Genomic DNA, 16,850 nt, shown 5'->3' with positions numbered 1-16,850 from the left:
CGACATCAAAGGGAATATCCAGTCTTTTGCCGTCAAATTGATAGAGAACTGTCGCCGGAGCGCTCAGCTTGAGAAGAGTGGGCTGAAAATTGGCCGCATAGGCGACCGATACCAGAAACATACATGCAGTAAATAGAATACATACCTTTTTCATAGCTTACCCCTTTACCCTTTACATTGTTTGGTTACACTGTTCCTCAAAACATCCCGATAGATAGTGGCCTGTTCTTCTCACCTCCTTCATTCCGAGAGAACAAATAAATGATTTTCGCAAGGCACATCCTTACTTATATATAATCAAGAAAAATATTTTGTCAAGGAAAAAAAAAGGAGCAAAGGTGTAATTATCCCGGATTTTATCATAAAATAAGGATTTTCTTTCTGCAAGCGTCAATACTACAGCCCCCTAAATCCCCCAGGGGGGACTTAAAAGGCTGAAAGACAATGCTTAATCGGTTTTAAAAAAAGTTACACTTTCGCAATTTGATCTTTACCACGAAAAGTCCCCCTTCGGGGGATTAGGGGGCTGCCTTTAAAAAATTAATAATAAGTATTTGTTTAAATAAGAGTTAAGAAAATGTCATAGCAAGTTTGTGAATAATTCGTGTTATAAAGTTTATCAGGTCTCGGCAGGCTTGCTTTTATATGAAACGCTCGAATCGTTCTTTTTTTACCTTGCAAACCGGACAAACCTCGGGCGGTTCTTCCCTGGCGCAGAGGTAGCCGCAGACCCGGCATCTCCATACCGGGAAGGAAAGAGCAGTAATTCCTTTCATATCCGTTTTGGGGGCTTTTTCCCGTTCTTCCACCGGCGTTCTCCGTTCGGGAATGGAGGTAATTTTCCTCTCGCCGTTCAGCGCTTCTTGTGAAACATAGAGAGCGCAGTAACAGGCGCCGTATTCGCTCAGGTCCGGATCACGGTAATCGCAGGGGCAGATGATATCCATATCCTTTTCCTTCACACCGGATGCAAGGCGGCATGGACAGGACGGGTATCCGTACCGGTCTTCATTTACAAGCAAACCATCTACCAGCTCAAGGGTGAATTCGATATCCGGATGAAGGTGGTATCCGCCGGACTCGGCATCTTTTTTAAGTTTTTCATAGAGCCGGGAAATATCTTCCGGAATTTTTATCATGTTTGATCACACTCCGCTCAGCTTCCGAAGCTGCTCTTCATCGAATCCGGCAATACCGGTTTCGCCGTTAACTACGATAGTGGGAAATGATCCCCGGGGATTCCAGCGCAGCATTTCCTGTCTGGCCCGGCTGCTTTCCTCGCCCTGCAGAAGGTCAACATATATATAGGAGTACTCAATCCCCATTTCTTCGAGGAGCTTCCGCGCTTTTCTGCACCAGCCGCAGGTGCTCAGGGCATAGAGAACGATGTGTCCGCAGTTTTTCCCGGGTACATGATTAAAATTCAGCATTTTTTAACCTTCTGTTGAATATATAATGATAGATTTTGATTATGATAGATCCTGAAACAAGTTCAGGATGACACGTGTCATGCCGAACTTGTTGCCGCATGGCGGGAACGATGAAACCGTTGCTGCTTCGCAGGAACGATGATACCGTTTCGGCATCTATACTTACATTAAATGATGTTCAGGGTTTCGGCATACGGGAAACCTGGTTTGAAAAAATTATCTTCCCGAATTTGTCCGGAGCGTGAAAGCCGCGATTGTCGGTCTGGTTCCATGCTGTAAGCTCCTGAAGGTTTCCGGGTGTTTTGCCTGCATCGTCACGGCCATAATCATAGCGGTAAAGGTTCAGCCGCCAGGAATCGCCGGGTTTCGGGGGAAAGCTCATCCCGGGAGCGCTGAAAGCCATTTCTTTGAAAGGAAAAGCCAGCTCGCAGATCCATCTTTTATCTATTTCTTTCTGGTTGTTCAGCGTCCCATCAACGGTGACGCCTATCTTGAAGCCGGTAATATCCCAGTCAAAGTTGGCGTTTCCCTTTTTTCCATCAACAGCTTTTCCCAATTCATGGTCGATGGTAAGGTCCATTACCGCTTTCAGGGGGTTGACCTCGATTTCCATGTAATTCTGACTGTCGCCGTCCGGATCGATGAAAACCTCCGCGACCTCCTCGCGGCAGAGGCATTGATCGCCTTTTTTCCACTGGGAGGTTTTCCCCCAGACATCTTCATCGGTCATGATGAAAGCGATATAGAGATAGTCATTGTCCCAGAGCATTTTGGCCTGGGTGGGAAACTTGGGAGAGCTGCCATTGTTGTAAATCATAAACGGCTCGGTGAGTTCGGCGTCGTGCCAGCCCGGTTCATTCAACCTGCCATCGATCACGAGCTTGCCGGGGGCTCTCTTTACCGTATACTCACGGAAGGTCTGGGACTGCACGGCATCAGAAAATATGACCTTCCCGAACCGGTCGGGGGCATGGAAACCGCGTTCACGATCGGTCTGGCTCCAGGCGGAAAGTTCAGGATATTTTATAGTGGCGCGATCGTAATTATAACGGTATAGGTTCAGATGCCAGGTGTCACCCGGTTTTGGCGGAAAGTTCATGGAAGGCGCCACCGGCGCTATCTCCCTGAAAGGAAACGCAAACTCGCAGGTCCAACCCTTATCTACATCGGTTGAATCATTGAGGGTTCCCTGTATGGTGATGCCGGTTTTCAGTCCCTTCCAGCCCCAGGAGAGATCCATATGTCCGCCCTTTTTAAACTCTTTGTCAAGGAGAAGGTCCATAACAGCGCCGTAAGAGTTGATCTCGGTTTCAAGGTAATTCAGGCCGTCGCCGTCCGGATCGAGATAGATTTCGGCCACCTCTTCATTGCAGAGGCAATTTTTTTGGTTAGATTCATCGTAAACCTTTGTTTTCGCCCAGACATCAGAATCATTCATGACAAAGGCGATATAAAGATAGGTGTCGTCCCATAGCAATTTGGCACGGGTAGAAAAACGAGGGACTGAAGCATCTGTATAAACGACGAAAGGCGCGGTGAAAGGAGCATTCTTCCATCCGGGCTCATCCAGTTTTCCATCGATGACTATTTTATCAGGAGCTTTCAGGATCGTGTATTCGGGAATAGGCTGCATCTGTGCAAAACCGTTTACAGCGAAGAGAAATCCTATCGCTCCCGCCGATATAATACGCCAAAAAGAAATCATGGTATTAACTCCTTGTTTAATTGATAGATGCCGAAACGAGTTCGGCATGACACGTGTCACCCTGAACTCGTTTCAGGGTCTAAATAATAACACCACCTTTTCACAAACCTTATAAATTGTTCGATGACCTACCACTTTATCAGAACATACTCCATATCTTCTCCGTCGGTTCCACAGTCGGCGTAATGCATTACTGATTTCGGGTCACACTCAATTCCCTTTTCCAGCGCAAGAGATACCAGTTCCTGAATGCGTTCCCTGTGTCCGGTGGTGTTCACATTCCTGCCGTCGATGAGTACTTTCTGCGAATCCTCCAATACCAGGATAAGCTTACCCTCCTCGACATACGACCGCAGGATTAGCTGTCCTGTCAGGGAAGCCGGTGAAAAGGTCAGTATCTGGTTATAGATGATATCTTCGTCCATAAAAGCTCCCGGGGAATTGCCATGTTCACTCACTGAACTCAATTAACCAGTATAATAATCTGTTTTGAGTAATCGTATCAAGTTTTTTTTATTGATATGCTTTTGTTGTAAGAATATGATCTGTGACTTTTCTTTGACTTCCCTCACTTCATGGTGTATTATGTGAAACGAAAATGTGATAGAGTAGATGCCGAAACGGTTTCATCGTTCCCGCAAAGCGGCAACGAGTTCGGCATGACATTGTCACCCTGAACTTGTTTCAGTGTCTATGAAATGAAGATCCGGTAAAGAGTGTTACAAAGCTTTCAGTTCTGTCGAAACCACACCCCGCCATCGGCCACCCTCGCCTAAATAGGAGAGGGTAAAGACATGTCACGCTGAGAGTTACCCCCTCTCCTGACTAGGAGAGGGGGACAGGGGGTGAGGTTTAACAACACCAGAAAATAATGTAAAAATTACTTTTTGCCGGTTCATCATGAAATACAAAAGACTTTTCGTTAACTACATAAACGAATTATTCCATAACCCACAGGAGATTCTCCCGATGAAAAACCGCCCTGCCATTCTCCTTGTCCTCTCGTGCGCCGTTCTTCTGTTTATGGGGGCTTTCCCCGTTATTTCCGGAGCGGTGAAACCGCACACCGCGAAATTCACCTGGCAGGTTCGCGGGGGAGCGGTGAATCCCGAACAGTGGATTTATGATGGCGATATTCCGCTCGCCATGTACGAACAGCGTGTCATCGAGCAGCCGGCGGAAGACCTCATGTTCTTCAACGGCGTGCCCAAACCCCCGGTTCTCCGTCACATACGGCTCACCCCGGACAGCGGGCCCCTGGTGGAATGCATCCAGCTCTACTGGGTGCTCATCTCCGGGAAACTTGCCACCGACCAGGTGGTGAACATCGATGTCAAAGGCAGCGGTACGGATAAACTCACGGTAACCTTCAACACCCGCGACCGCGGCGGCATCGCCGATTCCAGGAGAATCCTGACCCTCACCTACGATGAGACCGCGGGGAGCTATGTGTACGATTTTCAGGCCTGGCTCACCTTTAACAGCGCCGATTTCTTCCGCGCCGGAACTCGTCAGTTCGAGTTCTGCGATCCCTGGCTGACCGGCTGCCCCGGGCCGGCGGTGAGCTTCCCCGGCATGTGGGAGCGGCGATACCAGAGATTTGTCTATGAATCGGGCGCCGGAATCGTTTCCCTGCCCATCAACCATTTCACCACCTCGCTCAAGGGCGGCATCAAGCTGAAACCGGACGGGATGTTTGTCACCGCTTACGAGCCGGACGGCAACCCCGCTATCCAGTTTGTGGGGGACACCGCAGAGAAATCGGGCATCAGCATCTGCTGGTGGGGGTACGACATACACCTTGGCCGCACCATTACAACCGCCGAGATGGACAAACCTATCCTCGCCCATTTCAGGGTCATGAACTGCCCGAACGATAAAGCGCAGGCGATGGTGAAAGAAGGCAAGCTTCCCGCATGGACCCCAGGCGAGTGGAAGCTGGGGAATGAATATCCCGTCTATGAGCGGGTGTCCGGCTTTGCCAGGGGGCTTGCGCTCGACGGGGTCGCGGAGGGCAGGGTCGATCCATTCCCCTGGATCAACATCGGGAACGGTACATCCTGGGATAAAACCTCCGGCCGGAGAGATTCGTTCAGCCTGAAAATCGACAAAAAAGACAGCGGCCTCTCAAGGTGGCAGACCTACCAGGGCGACGGCGAGGGATATTTCGCGGAGCCGTTCTCGCTCTCCAAAGGCTTTCGGGTGTCGTGTTATGTAAAAACTGAGGGAGTGAGCGGCGCTGGTTCCACTATGGCGGTGCAGTACCATGTGCCGAATTTCACCCAGGAATACCCGGTCATCACCGCGAAAAAACTCACCGGATCCAACGGCTGGACGAAACTGGATATGGAAGTCGGTCCGGCGCCGGAGCTGGCAGGCTGTCTCATGATAATGCTCCAGCAGGACGGCGCGGGGACCACATGGTTCGATGATCTGGAGGTAACGACGATAAAATAGAAGGCAGGAGTCAGAAGTCAGGAGACAGGAGACAGAATAAAAACAAAATCCCCTCTGTCCTTCGGACATCCCCCCTTGTTAAGGGGGGAAAAATAAACGTATCGTTTTGTTCTATACATGACGACATAAATAATTGCGCATGTTTTGAGTGTTTAGATCCTGAAACGGTTTTATCGTTCCCGCGAAGCGGCAACGAGTTCAGGATGACACGTGTCATGCCGAACTTGTTTCGGCATCTATGGGTTAGGAAGGGGGTCATACTATGAAATCTGTACTATTGTTAGTGCTTTGCATGTTATTCGTCATTGCCTCAGGCTGCGGCACGAGCGAACAGAAAGTGAAAGAACTGGCGCGCATTGAAGCGCAGAAAGCGATTGACGATTACAAAAAGTCCTTTGCGCCGGTGAAATATGAATTTGGTATTCCCTGGGAAAAGGAGTGGTCGTATGCTCAAGGTGTAAGGACTGGAAATCTGATTTTCATATCAGGGCAGCTTGCACATACAAGGGATGTGAAAGCCAACGGTCAGCCGAAAATGTTATTTGGTTCTTTTGAAGAACAGTACAAATATGCCCTTGAAAATGTCAAAGCGGTTGTCGAGCATTTCGGCGGTACTATGGATGACATAGTGTACCTTCAAAACTTTGTTGATAAAGACGCCGAAGGTTTAAAAGCAGGCGATATCTGGAAATCACCCATTCCGATCCTTCAGAAATATTTCCCTAAAGGTCTTCAATCGATGATCTGGACCGCTGTAGACGATCTATATGGGGAAGGGGAACTCGTCGAAGTAATGGCCATCGCAGTCGTACATTGACCATCCGCGGTTCAGACATTTTTTTCATCCTTATTTTTTCACCCGTTTGGCGTAGAGCTTTTCCAGTTTCCCGGTGGCCGCGTTGTAGCGGAAGGCCATGTCACGGTCGGGGTTAGCGTGCTGGAGGTCGTCACGGGTGGGATAGCGGAGGATTTTAATATCGCTCCGGTTGTACTTCAGGTGAATGGCGTAATCGAGGCCGATGCCGAAAATGTACGCATACTGGTCGTTATTCCGGGGGATGTCGAGGAAGATCAGACTGCTGCCCTGCGGGGGATCGGGCGCAAGAGCGAGCGTCTGGTCTATGATGGAGCGGGCGGTGTTACCTGCCGATTTCCATGCCTGGATCTGGACATCTGTCCTCCAGGCGGAGGTTATCCCCCAGAAAAGCGCTGCAAGGAGCGCCGCCCGGTAGAGGGCCGCGCCTCGTATCTGCGAAACCGCCAGGCCGATGAGCATGGCCAGGGCGGTAACCGGAATGAGCGCAAAGCGGGATTCGGCGTGACCGACCACCTTTTCGAGGGTCAGACCCGGATTGGGAGCGGTGGTCGCCAGCCCGAGGACAAGGAGCGCCAGGGCGGTCAGGGCATACTTCCGCTTCATCGGACTGTACCGCGCCGGTGGAGCAGTCCAAAGGAAGAGGATCAGGGTCGTGACAACGAGAGCAGCAGCCCAGAATGACCAGGAGAAACTCCAGTTCGGATACAGATTCAGATAAGGAAAAAGGACGGCGGCGAAGTAGTTCAGCGGCGGCAGGATGCTGAGGCCGTGCCGTGAGGTATAGTAGCCGCCGATGCCCCCGAAAACAGCGAACCGGAAGATGCCGTATACTGCGATCATCACCGCAGGAATGAGAAGGCCGGCCCGCCGGAGGGATTTCTTCTCCGGCGAAAGCAGACCCAGAAGAGAGAGAAAAGCGCAGGACATCAGGAATACCACACCCTGCTCCTTGGAGAGAAGGGAACCGAGGAGCAGGAGCGTCGCGAGCCAGAGGTCTCGGCTTTTCGTCATTCCCGCATCCCAGCGGAGCCAGAAGAGCATCCCGGCCAGCCCGAACGTAATGCACACCACATCGAAACGGGCGGCCACCCAGTCTACAGACCCCACAGTAAGCGGATGAAGGGCATAGATAAGGCATGCAGTGAAGGCAGCAAATCCCCCACGGCGCTCCTGCGGTGCTTTCCCGGCAGGCGCAAGCATGAAACAGACTACCATCCAGAGCAGCCATACATTCAGGACATGGAAAAGGATGTTGGTCAGATGGGGGAGCCACTCGGTCCCCGGCAGGAGCCTGTTCTCAAGCCAGAAAGAGAACATGGGTAGGGGCCGCAGCCAGAGCGCTTCGCCTTCCGGCGGAATGATGGAGGTGACAAAGTAGCGCAGGATCTCCCCGAATGTTCGGGGATATACGAAGACCCAGCTATCCGACACCAGATGGTTTGAAAGCGCGGAGATGTGCCCCACTAGAGCGGCAACCATCACTCCGGGCAGGAGAATTTGATCGAGAAGTTTAGGTGAAATCTTCATGGAAACCAAAGAAAACTCTATCATGTATGGTAGACCCTGAAACAAGTTCAGGGTGACGCGGTCATGCCGAACTTGTTGCCGCTCCGCGGGAACGATAAAACCGTTTCGGTATCCATCTTTAACAACAGGGTTTTACAAGCCATTTACACATACGTCAGCCAATGTTCAAACTCAGGTATCTTTCCCACGATCACATCGCTGTAATAATCTTTCAGTCGCTCGGTAACCGGCCCCATGCCGCCGTTTCCGATGATACGGTCATCGACCTGGATAACCGGCTTGATCTCGTTCCCGGAGCTGCACAGGATCACTTCATCGGCGGCGAGGAGACGGTCGGGCCCGAATTTTTCCAGGCTCGCCGGGATCCCGAGCTTCTGCGCGATTACAAGGATGCTGTCACGGGTGACACCGAGGAGAATAGTGTCATCGGGAGCAGTGACCAGCTTCCCTTTCTCCACGATGAAAATATTGGCGGTGGTAGCTTCCGCCACGAATCCATCACGGTCCAGCAGGATGGAATCGTTGTATCCGGCTTTGATCGCCTCGGATTTCGCCAGAAGCGGGGTGATATAATTGCCGGAAACCTTCGCCTTGACCGGCATGCAGGAACTGTCTATCTTGCGCCTGTGGCTGATGGTCATACGGATCATGGGAGGGGCGAGATGAAAATCTCCCAGTCCTATCAGCAAGGTTACCGGGGTATCCCCCGGAAGCAGATCCAGCAACGGTTCAGCATAGAATGCCAGGGGACGGATGGCGCAATCTTTCAATCCGCTTCTTGCCACCGTGTCGATCACGGCTTTTTCAATGGCTGCGGAATCGTAGGGAAGAGGCATACCGATAATCTCGGCGGAAATCTCGAAGCGCCGTAGGTGCAGCTTCAGTCTGAAAATCGCCGCCCTGCCGTTTACTGCTTCCTTACAGTCCAGACTTTCGAACAATGTGGCGCCCCGCTGCAGACTGTGACACAGCGGATGAATGCTGGCCTGGTCCCAGGGAATGAATTGTCCGTTCACCCAGATATCCGGTTTCATGTTTTTTCTCCACGGTTGGTAAATAAAAATTGGACAGGATTTAAAAGATTTGCAGGATTAATGAATATAAAGAAACCTTTGAAATATTGTATCTCGCAAAGTTCGCAAAGTTCGCAAAGAAAAAATACTTGTTTCAATAATTTTTATTGTATTCTCCCGCAAAATGTTAAAATTATTCAGATACCATAAATTATCCGTGATTCATTCGAATTTCCAGGCTTTTCATTTCTTTATTGACTTTGCGAACTTTGCGAGAGAAAAATATTTTTCTATCTTCTGTATCCTGTCTTTTCAATATAAACAAATCTCCTATTGTTGCCAAGCCGAGAAACTTTACTCATATTACAGGGTGTCTTTCCATGTGCTGCATTTACACAATGTATCAGGGAGCTCACCATTTTTTTACCATTCATCTCCTATGCAGAGGTCCATTACAGGCCGTGGTATATACCCAGCCTGATTTTCATGAAAAGGCCTGAAATCCTCTTCGATGCTCCGACCCGTGTAGAGCCGGAACGGCCTTTACCCCTGTTCCTGTTCATCAAGGACGCCGACCGGTATCCTGTGGTGCTTGAGGATGTTTCGATTCATCTCCACTATGAAAATGGTATGAGACGAATCGGCCGGTTCCCGTACGGCGGTCTCAGGATCGATACTCCGATCTGGTGGGATTCTTTCAACATTCACCCGGAGTTTTCCGGGCAGGCGATCATGCACTGTTCCATCCGCCTGCGCCTTGGAAAAAAGCATGTCATCGTTTACATGGACAACTATCGCGGGAGCGGGAAAACGCCGCTCTCGGTCAACGTTTCCTCCTCGAAGCTGCCCACCGGAGAGGGGTGGTATCACGGAGATATTCACTGCCACACCTATTATACCTCCGACCAGGTGGAATTCGGCGCCCCGCTCGAAGCAATGGCATTTGCCGGGTACTGCATGGGGATGGACTGGATGGCCGCCACCGACCATTCCTACGATCTCGATGATCGGGAAAACGATTATCGCGCCGAGGATCCTCTCCATACAAAATGGCGCATGATGAAAAACGAATCGCAGACGCTTACCGATTCCCTCCGGTCATTCACGGTGATTCCCGGCGAGGAGGTCACCTGCCGTACCCACGAAGGCCGTAACTGTCACCTCCTGGCGCTGAACGCCGATGCATTCATCAAAGGCTCCGGCGACAGCGGTGAGCGCGGTCTCTCCTCAACCACAGAGCGCACAGTCGGTGAAGCGGTCGCCGAATGCCTTGAATGGGGAGGCCTGGCCTGCGCTGCCCATCCGCTGGAGCACATTCCTCTGCTTGAAAGGCTTTTTCTGGGTCGTGGCTCATGGACGCTCCCGGACATGGAGACGCCCGGTTTATCAGCCCTGCAGATCCATAACGGGATCCGTGACAGAGGATTTACTTTGGGAATGCGAACATGGATACAACTCCTTCTCCAGGGAAGACGAATCTCTGCATTCGGAGGGAATGACGCCCACGGAGATCTCAATTACCGGCGGGGTGTGAGCCTGCCCTTCCTGTCGCTCTACGAATCGAGAAAACGCGCTTTCGGCGGCGTCCGCACCCTGGTTTACGCCCCCTCCCAGTCTGCGGCGGATATCACGGAGGCGCTTCGGGCAGGCCGCGCCCAGGTAACCGAGGGGCCTTTCATCGATCTCACTGTGGCGGCGGGAGACCGTGTCGCCCATCCCGGCGGAACCGTTTCTCCGGGGCGGTTCACCGTTCGGGCAGTTCTGAAATCATCTCCGGAATTCGGCCTTGTCAAAACCGCGCGCATCCTGGCCGGCCGGAAGGGAGCGCATGAGGAACAGGTTCTCGCCGCGCTTGATGTATTCCCTCGCACGGATTACCAGTACCTCTACGAAGGCGCATGTGATCTCGGAGACCTCCTCTATATCCGCGCCGAGTGCGAAACCGTAAAGGGCAAACTCTGCTTCACCAATCCTGTGTGGGTGGGTAGAGAATAGGCTAAAATATTTATCTTGCTTATGATACGCAGAAAAGATTACAATTATAAAATAGTATCATAGTGCGAACGACAAAGATTTACACCTGCGTGGTACATAGTATGCGGAAACCATATAAGACGCCGGATAAAGCGGATTATTTATGTAATATATTTGCGGTCATTCGTTTGGGATCGCTTAGTTTCGACGTGTTATTACGACAGGCCGAGCCGTGGTGAGTGTTATAAGGAAACCATAGAAACAGTAGTTAGGCTTCAATAATTTGCAAAAGAGGAAGAAAATGAACGTAACATGGAAAGACTACATTGAAAGCAATCCGAATGTCCTGCGGGGTAAACCGTGTATTATAGGCACAAGAATCCCCGTGAGCCTGATTCTCGGTTATCTCGCGGCTGGCTACAATACGGACCAAATCATTGCTGAATTTCCGGATCTCAATCACGAACAAATTGCTGCCTGTCTGGATTTTGCCCGTGAGTTGGCAGAATTCGAAGTGGTTGTCTGATGAGCTTGAGATTTTTTGTGGATCATTGTGTCCCCAACTCAGTAATCAAGGCACTTCGAGGTGCGGGTCATGAGGAAGTAGGGATTGTCGATCAGGCGTTTGGGATCGCTTCGTTTCGGAGTGTTATACCGACAGGCTGAGTCGTGGTGAGTGTTATAGGGAAACCATATAAATATTAGTTGGGGCAAAGGGAGATGTAGATGGATAATAACCTGCAAAACAAGATCGAAGATGCTTTTAATTCCATGCTTCGTACCGACTATATTCCACTTCGTGACACGACGAAGCTCCAAAGACTTTCAAGGTACTATGTTGATTATTTTGGCTATCTTAGGCAAATCGTTGGCGAATCGGATCAACTGATTGTGGGACGACGGGGTACGGGTAAGACAACTTTGCTTTATAGGGGTCTTATAGAGTGCATACACTCATGGGATCCCGCACTTCAGTCGATGGCAAAATTAAATACACTCGCCATATATCTTGACCTGAGCAAGTGCCATACCCTTTCAGATGTAAGCGCAAGCGATTTCATTGAATTCGAGCATGTATTTGTCTCAGAACTTGTTGACTCTATTCTTGAAGAGCTCCTTCGTAACTGGCCAGGCTTGAAGACCGAATCGGGCTTATTGGAGAGAGTGTTCTCTCGTGAGGAGACAAAACGAAAAAAGGAATCAACAGACGCGCTCAAAAAGCTTTCCAGAATAATAACGTCTGGTATCCCAAGAACTGAGGAAGAAGTAGGCCCGCGCAAAATCAGAAAGAAGGACGCCGAAACCGTCACTCAAGGATCCCATATCTGTGCTATCCTTACAGAAAAGAGAATGAACATATCAGCGAATTTATCTGAGTCAGAATCTCTGACTTCGGAATATGAAATGGAAACTACAAATTTAATTAGAAGCAGGCTTTCAATCGCAGATGTTCTTCGTGTTTTAGGTGAGTTGAGGGAAGCTTGCGGTATAAGTCATATTGTCGTACTGGTTGATGAATTTTCATCTCTTTCCTCTGATTTACAACGACGGTTTTCCACCTTGCTGAAAAAAATGCTGGGGAATCATTCTGGCGTCTACATAAAGGTTTGCGCGATTACTGATAATTACAGTCTAGGAAGCTCAATAATTCTTCAAAGAGATCTTTTTCAGCTGTCTCTGGATCTAGATGCTTTCGTTGAAAGAAGCGGATCTTTGAACGCGGCAATGGATGGGCTATGCGACCTAACTAGAGACCTAATATCGGAGAGGATTAAGGAGTATGCAAGCATTACCTCTGACGCTTTGTTTGACGATCCAGAAGAATCGTGGACGGAATTAAGCCGTTCATCGATGGGGGTCCCCCGTACGATCGGTATCGCACTTAAACAGGCATTTTACAGATGTTTGCAATCCGCTCGACCACGCATTCGCAAAAAAGATATAGAATATGGAATTATGTACGCGACTAAGGCTTACCAAGATCAGTTTTCTGGTGCCAGCGGCGTCGCAATTCCAAGTTATTGTGAGGACATCTGGAGCGCTATATTGGATAGAGCCATAGAAGAGCGGACAAAAGCCGATGGACCGAGCAGTCATTTTATGGTGCTACCGAGGAATGAAGAGAAGCTTAGATTTATGAACATGTTCTTTCTAGTCCATCTCATAACTAAGGGGCGTACAACCAAGAAAGAGAAACTTTCTCGCAGTCTTTACGTCTTTGACTACGGAGCGTGTCTTGAAAACAACCTAGGATACGGGACGGATAAGAATATCATTCGTCAACAACGATTCGCATACGACAACTCCCTAACCGAATTTGACATATACTTCACTAAAAAAGAAGAAAAGAGATTCCAGTGCCCCACCTGTTCAGCAATTTACAAGGAAAGCGATCTCTATGTCGCGGGTCAACTGCTGTCTTTCTGTCCGAAGGATCGAACAGACCTTGAGGAGGTTCCGATTGGTGAATCCAATAGTGCGAAATTCACAGAGGAAGAAATGAAAATTATTGGGGCAATACGCTCATCTCAGGAAGAAGATAAGCTGTTGGCTAGACAAGTCGCAGATGATGTCGGTTGCTACATACAGAAAGTGGCTAAATTCGGTGAGAAGCTGGATAGAGAGCATTTAATACAACGTAAGATCGCAGAAGATGTAGGAAAAAATATCTACTTCAAGAAGGAAACCGTCCAACTAGACAATTCAGCGGATTCGTAATGCGCCCCGCTGATTTTTGTGTTAGAACTGTATCGAATAATATAACTATCGTAGTTTTTGCACCCCTCTTTCGAGCAGAGAGGGACTGCTCTCTCGATTGGTTTATCTTTATTTCCTTTCCTCCAGGATTCAACAGATTCGCATAGACGCCGTCAACGACAGTATCCTGAGTCTCCATGTATACCTGATTCTCCTGAGAAGCCATCTCCGGGGGTTTGAGTTCCCGCTCCCCCGTTTCCCCATAATACGTTGCCCTTGTTTCCGAACTTTCGTACATTATATTCGTACATTATATTCGTACCGATATTTCAACCGGGGAGAATACATGTCATCATTCGAAGAACTTGTGCGCATCATGAAACTACTCCAGGCGCCCGGCGGCTGCCCCTGGGATCTGGAGCAGACCCATGAAAGCCTGAAACCCTATCTCATCGAGGAAGCGTATGAGGCAATAGAGGCAATCGATTCCGGTTCCGATGAGCGCCTGAAAGAAGAGCTGGGCGATGTACTCCTCCAGGTTGTCTTCCATGCCGAAATCGCCGGCCGTGAGGGGCGTTTCACCATAGAGGATGTCGTTCAGGGTATTATCGATAAACTGAAACGCCGCCATCCCCATGTGTTCGGTGAAGCCGTTGCGGAGGATTCCGCCCAGGTAATCAAGAACTGGGAGGAGATCAAGCGCCGTGAAAAGAGGGAGAAAAAAGAAGGCGGGTCTGTGCTCGACGGTCTCCCCAGGGACCTGCCGGCGCTTATCAAAGCCCGCCGTATCCAGGAGAAGGTGTCACGGGTGGGGTTCGACTGGGCGCGAACCGAAGAGGTGATGATGAAGGTTGAGGAGGAGCTTGAAGAGCTCAAGGAAGCCAGCCGCCGTAACAGCCGGGCCGAAATGGAGGAAGAGCTGGGCGATCTCCTGTTTGCGGTGGCGAATCTGGCGAGGTTTGTTTCCCTCTGCCCGGAAGACGCCCTCCGTAAGACCATTGACAAATTCCAGCGGAGGTTCCGGTATATAGAGCGCGAACTCCCCAAGAGAGGGAAAAAGCTCGGCGAGGCTTCCCTGGAGGAAATGGACGCGCTCTGGGAGGAAGTTAAAAAGACGGAAGGAAGAAATTAAAAATCAGGCACAAAGGCACAAAGAAAATAACCCAAGGGAGGTAAGAAATCCATGAACATCGATCTTACCGGCATGAATATTCTGGTTACCGGCGCCAGCGGTGGCATCGGGAAATGTATCGCGCAGGACCTCGCCGGTTCAGGCGCAACTGTCGCCGTACACTACAACCGCAGCGCAGTAAACGCGGAAACACTCGCCCGGAAACTCGGTCGAGGGGCTAAGGCATTCCAGGCCGACCTGTCCAACCCCGAAGAATGTTTCCGCCTGTTCGTTGACGTTCTCGATGCCTTCGAAAAGATCGATGTCCTGGTGAACAACGCGGGAATGATCATGAATTCTCCCTTCGACATGTCCGCTGACGAGTGGCTCGCCAACTGGAACAGAACTATCATGGTCAACCTGACCGCCGCAGGCATTCTCTCACGGGCTGCGGTGAACCATTTCATCCCGCGTGGCGGGGGCCGCATCATCAACATCGCCTCCCGCGCCGCATTCCGGGGAGACACCCCCGAATACCTGGCGTACGCCGCCGCCAAATCAGGCATGGTTGCCATGAGCCGCTCCATCGCACGCGCTTTCGGCAAACAGGGGGTGAAATCCTTCGTGGTGGCGCCCGGCTTCGTCCGTACAGACATCAACCGCCCGTTCATCAATCAGTACGGCGAGGATTTCCTGGTGCGTGACCTCGCGCTCGACAGTCTCACCGAGCCGGAGGATGTTTCCCCCACTGTGGTTTTCCTTGCCAGCGGACTCATGGACCACGCCACCGGCTGTTCTATCGATATCAACGCGGGAAGCTATGTGAGGTAAAGAAGGAGACAGGAGTCAGGAGTCAGGAGACAGAAGAAAAGAATCCGGGTATATCGTTAAGTCAGTGACATACGGTAGTGTGCTCCAACTGGCTTAAAAGATCCCCCCTGCCTTCGGCATCCCCCCTTATTAAGGGGGGAATTTAGGGAGAGAGTTCTGTGAAATCCTAATTATTGATATATGGTGATAGCGGCAATTATTTTTCCCCCCTTAATAAGGGGGGCAGGGGGGATCAAATCTATTAGGATGATCACCTATGTTGACTTAATAACATTCTCGAATAAAAGAAACCGCTTGAATTTAATCGGGTGTTTCGTATACTTATTATAAAATGGCCTTCTTCATTTTCTATGCATCGTGTCATGCCGAACATGTTTCGGCATCTGTTCCATAAGCAGCTTGGAACTTAGAAGGGCTGCCTTTAAAAGGGGAGGATATATGCATCATCCATCGCGCCGTACCGCGCTGAAAACCGGCCTGACTGCCTTTGCCGCGGCTGGGGCATTAACGGAAGACATGTTCGCCGCTCCGAAATCTTCAGGGGAGACCCGTGCGCTCTTCCTGGTCGGGGACTACTGGCATAATGGTGTAGCCCAGGAGACCCATTGGCGGAGGATACTTGAGCCTGCCGGCTGGAGGCTCCTCTTCGCCCAGTCCAGCCAGTTTGTGACCCCTGCAGCGCTGAAACAGGCCGACCTGTTCGTGGTCGCCCGCTATGCCGGGCCGGATTCGCTGGGATTCGTTCCGGAAGGGGTGATCGAGAAGAGACCGGCGGGCGCGCCGTTCATGACCGACGAGCAGGAGGATGCTATTGTTGCCAACGTCCGGCGCGGCATGGGACTGCTCTCCATGCACTGCTCGACATGGAACCCGGAAAGAAAGAAATACATGGAGCTGGTCGGGATCGCAAAGCCGCTCATGCACGGCCCTGTGCAGCATGTGAAAATCCACGATATCAACCAGGATCACCCCATCAGCCGGGGACTCAAGGATTTCGATATTCCGCTGGACGAGAATTTCGGCGCGGAGCTGGCCGATAACGGGGTCACCCTCCTCTACAAATCCACCGGACAGCAGGACAAGCGCACCGACAACGCCGCCTGGTGCCGTGAAGAGGAAAAAGGACGTGTGGTGGCGCTCCTGTTCGGTCATGAGCCGCAGCCGTTCCAGGTGACCGAAGTCAAATATCTCATGTGGCGCTCGGCTCACTGGGCGATGAGGCGTGACATCCCTCCGGCGGAATATAAAGCAGGATACTGATATCCCCGGGAACCGGATAAAGTTCTAA

14 protein-coding genes are annotated in these 16,850 nt (G+C 50.6%); 8 read left to right on the top strand and 6 right to left on the bottom strand.

Features of this window, described 5'->3' with window-relative positions:
• Positions 1-641: 641 nt before the first annotated feature.
• The 4 genes from Q8O92_11995 to Q8O92_11980 all read right to left on the bottom strand — a co-directional run bounded on the left by Q8O92_11995 (position 642) and on the right by Q8O92_11980 (position 3,560).
• Complete coding sequence (locus tag Q8O92_11995) at positions 642-1,139, bottom strand: ferredoxin-thioredoxin reductase catalytic domain-containing protein (protein ID MDP2984036.1); 498 nt, start codon at positions 1,137-1,139, stop codon at positions 642-644.
• Positions 1,140-1,145: 6 nt separating this feature from the next.
• On the bottom strand, positions 1,146-1,430 hold the full coding sequence (locus Q8O92_11990; protein MDP2984035.1) for a glutaredoxin family protein: 285 nt from the start codon (positions 1,428-1,430) through the stop codon (positions 1,146-1,148).
• Between the two features lie 178 nt (positions 1,431-1,608).
• Positions 1,609-3,135 (bottom strand): carbohydrate-binding family 9-like protein, encoded by a 1,527-nt coding sequence (locus Q8O92_11985; GenBank protein ID MDP2984034.1) that lies wholly within the window; start codon positions 3,133-3,135, stop codon positions 1,609-1,611.
• 128 nt (positions 3,136-3,263) lie between these two features.
• The gene (locus Q8O92_11980; protein MDP2984033.1) at positions 3,264-3,560 is read right to left on the bottom strand and encodes a hypothetical protein; all 297 of its coding nucleotides are present in this window, start codon (positions 3,558-3,560) and stop codon (positions 3,264-3,266) included.
• Positions 3,561-4,104: 544 nt separating this feature from the next.
• Between Q8O92_11980 and Q8O92_11975 the strand changes: the two genes are divergently transcribed.
• Together Q8O92_11975 and Q8O92_11970 are read left to right on the top strand one after the other, a co-directional pair.
• Positions 4,105-5,592 carry a hypothetical protein gene (locus Q8O92_11975; GenBank protein ID MDP2984032.1) on the top strand — a complete coding sequence of 496 codons (1,488 nt, stop codon included), beginning with the start codon at positions 4,105-4,107 and terminating at the stop codon, positions 5,590-5,592.
• Between the two features lie 262 nt (positions 5,593-5,854).
• Entirely contained in the window at positions 5,855-6,409 is a 555-nt protein-coding gene (locus Q8O92_11970) for a RidA family protein (GenBank protein ID MDP2984031.1), read from the top strand.
• 30 nt (positions 6,410-6,439) lie between these two features.
• Here the strand turns inward: Q8O92_11970 and Q8O92_11965 are convergent, their stop codons facing one another.
• Positions 6,440-7,960 (bottom strand): hypothetical protein, encoded by a 1,521-nt coding sequence (locus Q8O92_11965; GenBank protein ID MDP2984030.1) that lies wholly within the window; start codon positions 7,958-7,960, stop codon positions 6,440-6,442.
• Positions 7,961-8,079: 119 nt separating this feature from the next.
• Positions 8,080-8,970 carry an aminotransferase class IV gene (locus Q8O92_11960; GenBank protein MDP2984029.1) on the bottom strand — a complete coding sequence of 297 codons (891 nt, stop codon included), beginning with the start codon at positions 8,968-8,970 and terminating at the stop codon, positions 8,080-8,082.
• Positions 8,971-9,435: 465 nt separating this feature from the next.
• Here Q8O92_11960 and Q8O92_11955 point away from each other — a divergent pair, with 465 nt between their 5' ends.
• The 6 genes from Q8O92_11955 (at position 9,436) to Q8O92_11930 (ending at position 16,822) form a co-directional block, all read left to right on the top strand.
• Positions 9,436-10,944 (top strand): CehA/McbA family metallohydrolase, encoded by a 1,509-nt coding sequence (locus Q8O92_11955; GenBank protein MDP2984028.1) that lies wholly within the window; start codon positions 9,436-9,438, stop codon positions 10,942-10,944.
• A gap of 280 nt (positions 10,945-11,224) precedes the next feature.
• Positions 11,225-11,449, top strand: a complete 225-nt coding sequence (locus Q8O92_11950) for a DUF433 domain-containing protein (protein MDP2984027.1) — start codon at positions 11,225-11,227, stop codon at positions 11,447-11,449.
• Positions 11,450-11,649: 200 nt separating this feature from the next.
• Positions 11,650-13,641, top strand: a complete 1,992-nt coding sequence (locus tag Q8O92_11945) for a hypothetical protein (protein ID MDP2984026.1) — start codon at positions 11,650-11,652, stop codon at positions 13,639-13,641.
• A 325-nt stretch (positions 13,642-13,966) separates the two neighbouring features.
• Complete coding sequence (gene mazG, locus Q8O92_11940) at positions 13,967-14,752, top strand: nucleoside triphosphate pyrophosphohydrolase (GenBank protein MDP2984025.1); 786 nt, start codon at positions 13,967-13,969, stop codon at positions 14,750-14,752.
• Positions 14,753-14,803: 51 nt separating this feature from the next.
• Positions 14,804-15,562: an SDR family oxidoreductase gene (locus Q8O92_11935; protein MDP2984024.1), complete on the top strand. Its 759-nt coding sequence runs from the start codon at positions 14,804-14,806 to the stop codon at positions 15,560-15,562.
• A 438-nt stretch (positions 15,563-16,000) separates the two neighbouring features.
• Positions 16,001-16,822 (top strand): ThuA domain-containing protein, encoded by an 822-nt coding sequence (locus Q8O92_11930; protein ID MDP2984023.1) that lies wholly within the window; start codon positions 16,001-16,003, stop codon positions 16,820-16,822.
• The last annotated feature ends 28 nt before the right edge of the window (positions 16,823-16,850 follow it).

The organism is Candidatus Latescibacter sp., from assembly GCA_030692375.1.
GTDB lineage: Bacteria > Latescibacterota > Latescibacteria > Latescibacterales > Latescibacteraceae > JAUYCD01.
Note: the sequence above shows the minus strand (reverse complement) of the source record. Positions and strands in the feature narration are given on the sequence as shown.

What these genes read in the sequence shown, in the direction of transcription:
- Q8O92_11995 (MDP2984036.1), bottom strand. Translation starts at nt 1,139, where the DNA reads ATGATAAAAATTCCGGAAGATATTTCCCGGCTCTATGAAAAACTTAAA.
- Q8O92_11990 (MDP2984035.1), bottom strand. Translation starts at nt 1,430, where the DNA reads ATGCTGAATTTTAATCATGTACCCGGGAAAAACTGCGGACACATCGTT.
- Q8O92_11985 (MDP2984034.1), bottom strand. Translation starts at nt 3,135, where the DNA reads ATGATTTCTTTTTGGCGTATTATATCGGCGGGAGCGATAGGATTTCTC.
- Q8O92_11980 (MDP2984033.1), bottom strand. Translation starts at nt 3,560, where the DNA reads ATGGACGAAGATATCATCTATAACCAGATACTGACCTTTTCACCGGCT.
- Q8O92_11975 (MDP2984032.1), top strand. Translation starts at nt 4,105, where the DNA reads ATGAAAAACCGCCCTGCCATTCTCCTTGTCCTCTCGTGCGCCGTTCTT.
- Q8O92_11970 (MDP2984031.1), top strand. Translation starts at nt 5,855, where the DNA reads ATGAAATCTGTACTATTGTTAGTGCTTTGCATGTTATTCGTCATTGCC.
- Q8O92_11965 (MDP2984030.1), bottom strand. Translation starts at nt 7,960, where the DNA reads ATGATAGAGTTTTCTTTGGTTTCCATGAAGATTTCACCTAAACTTCTC.
- Q8O92_11960 (MDP2984029.1), bottom strand. Translation starts at nt 8,970, where the DNA reads ATGAAACCGGATATCTGGGTGAACGGACAATTCATTCCCTGGGACCAG.
- Q8O92_11955 (MDP2984028.1), top strand. Translation starts at nt 9,436, where the DNA reads ATGAAAAGGCCTGAAATCCTCTTCGATGCTCCGACCCGTGTAGAGCCG.
- Q8O92_11950 (MDP2984027.1), top strand. Translation starts at nt 11,225, where the DNA reads ATGAACGTAACATGGAAAGACTACATTGAAAGCAATCCGAATGTCCTG.
- Q8O92_11945 (MDP2984026.1), top strand. Translation starts at nt 11,650, where the DNA reads ATGGATAATAACCTGCAAAACAAGATCGAAGATGCTTTTAATTCCATG.
- mazG (MDP2984025.1), top strand. Translation starts at nt 13,967, where the DNA reads ATGTCATCATTCGAAGAACTTGTGCGCATCATGAAACTACTCCAGGCG.
- Q8O92_11935 (MDP2984024.1), top strand. Translation starts at nt 14,804, where the DNA reads ATGAACATCGATCTTACCGGCATGAATATTCTGGTTACCGGCGCCAGC.
- Q8O92_11930 (MDP2984023.1), top strand. Translation starts at nt 16,001, where the DNA reads ATGCATCATCCATCGCGCCGTACCGCGCTGAAAACCGGCCTGACTGCC.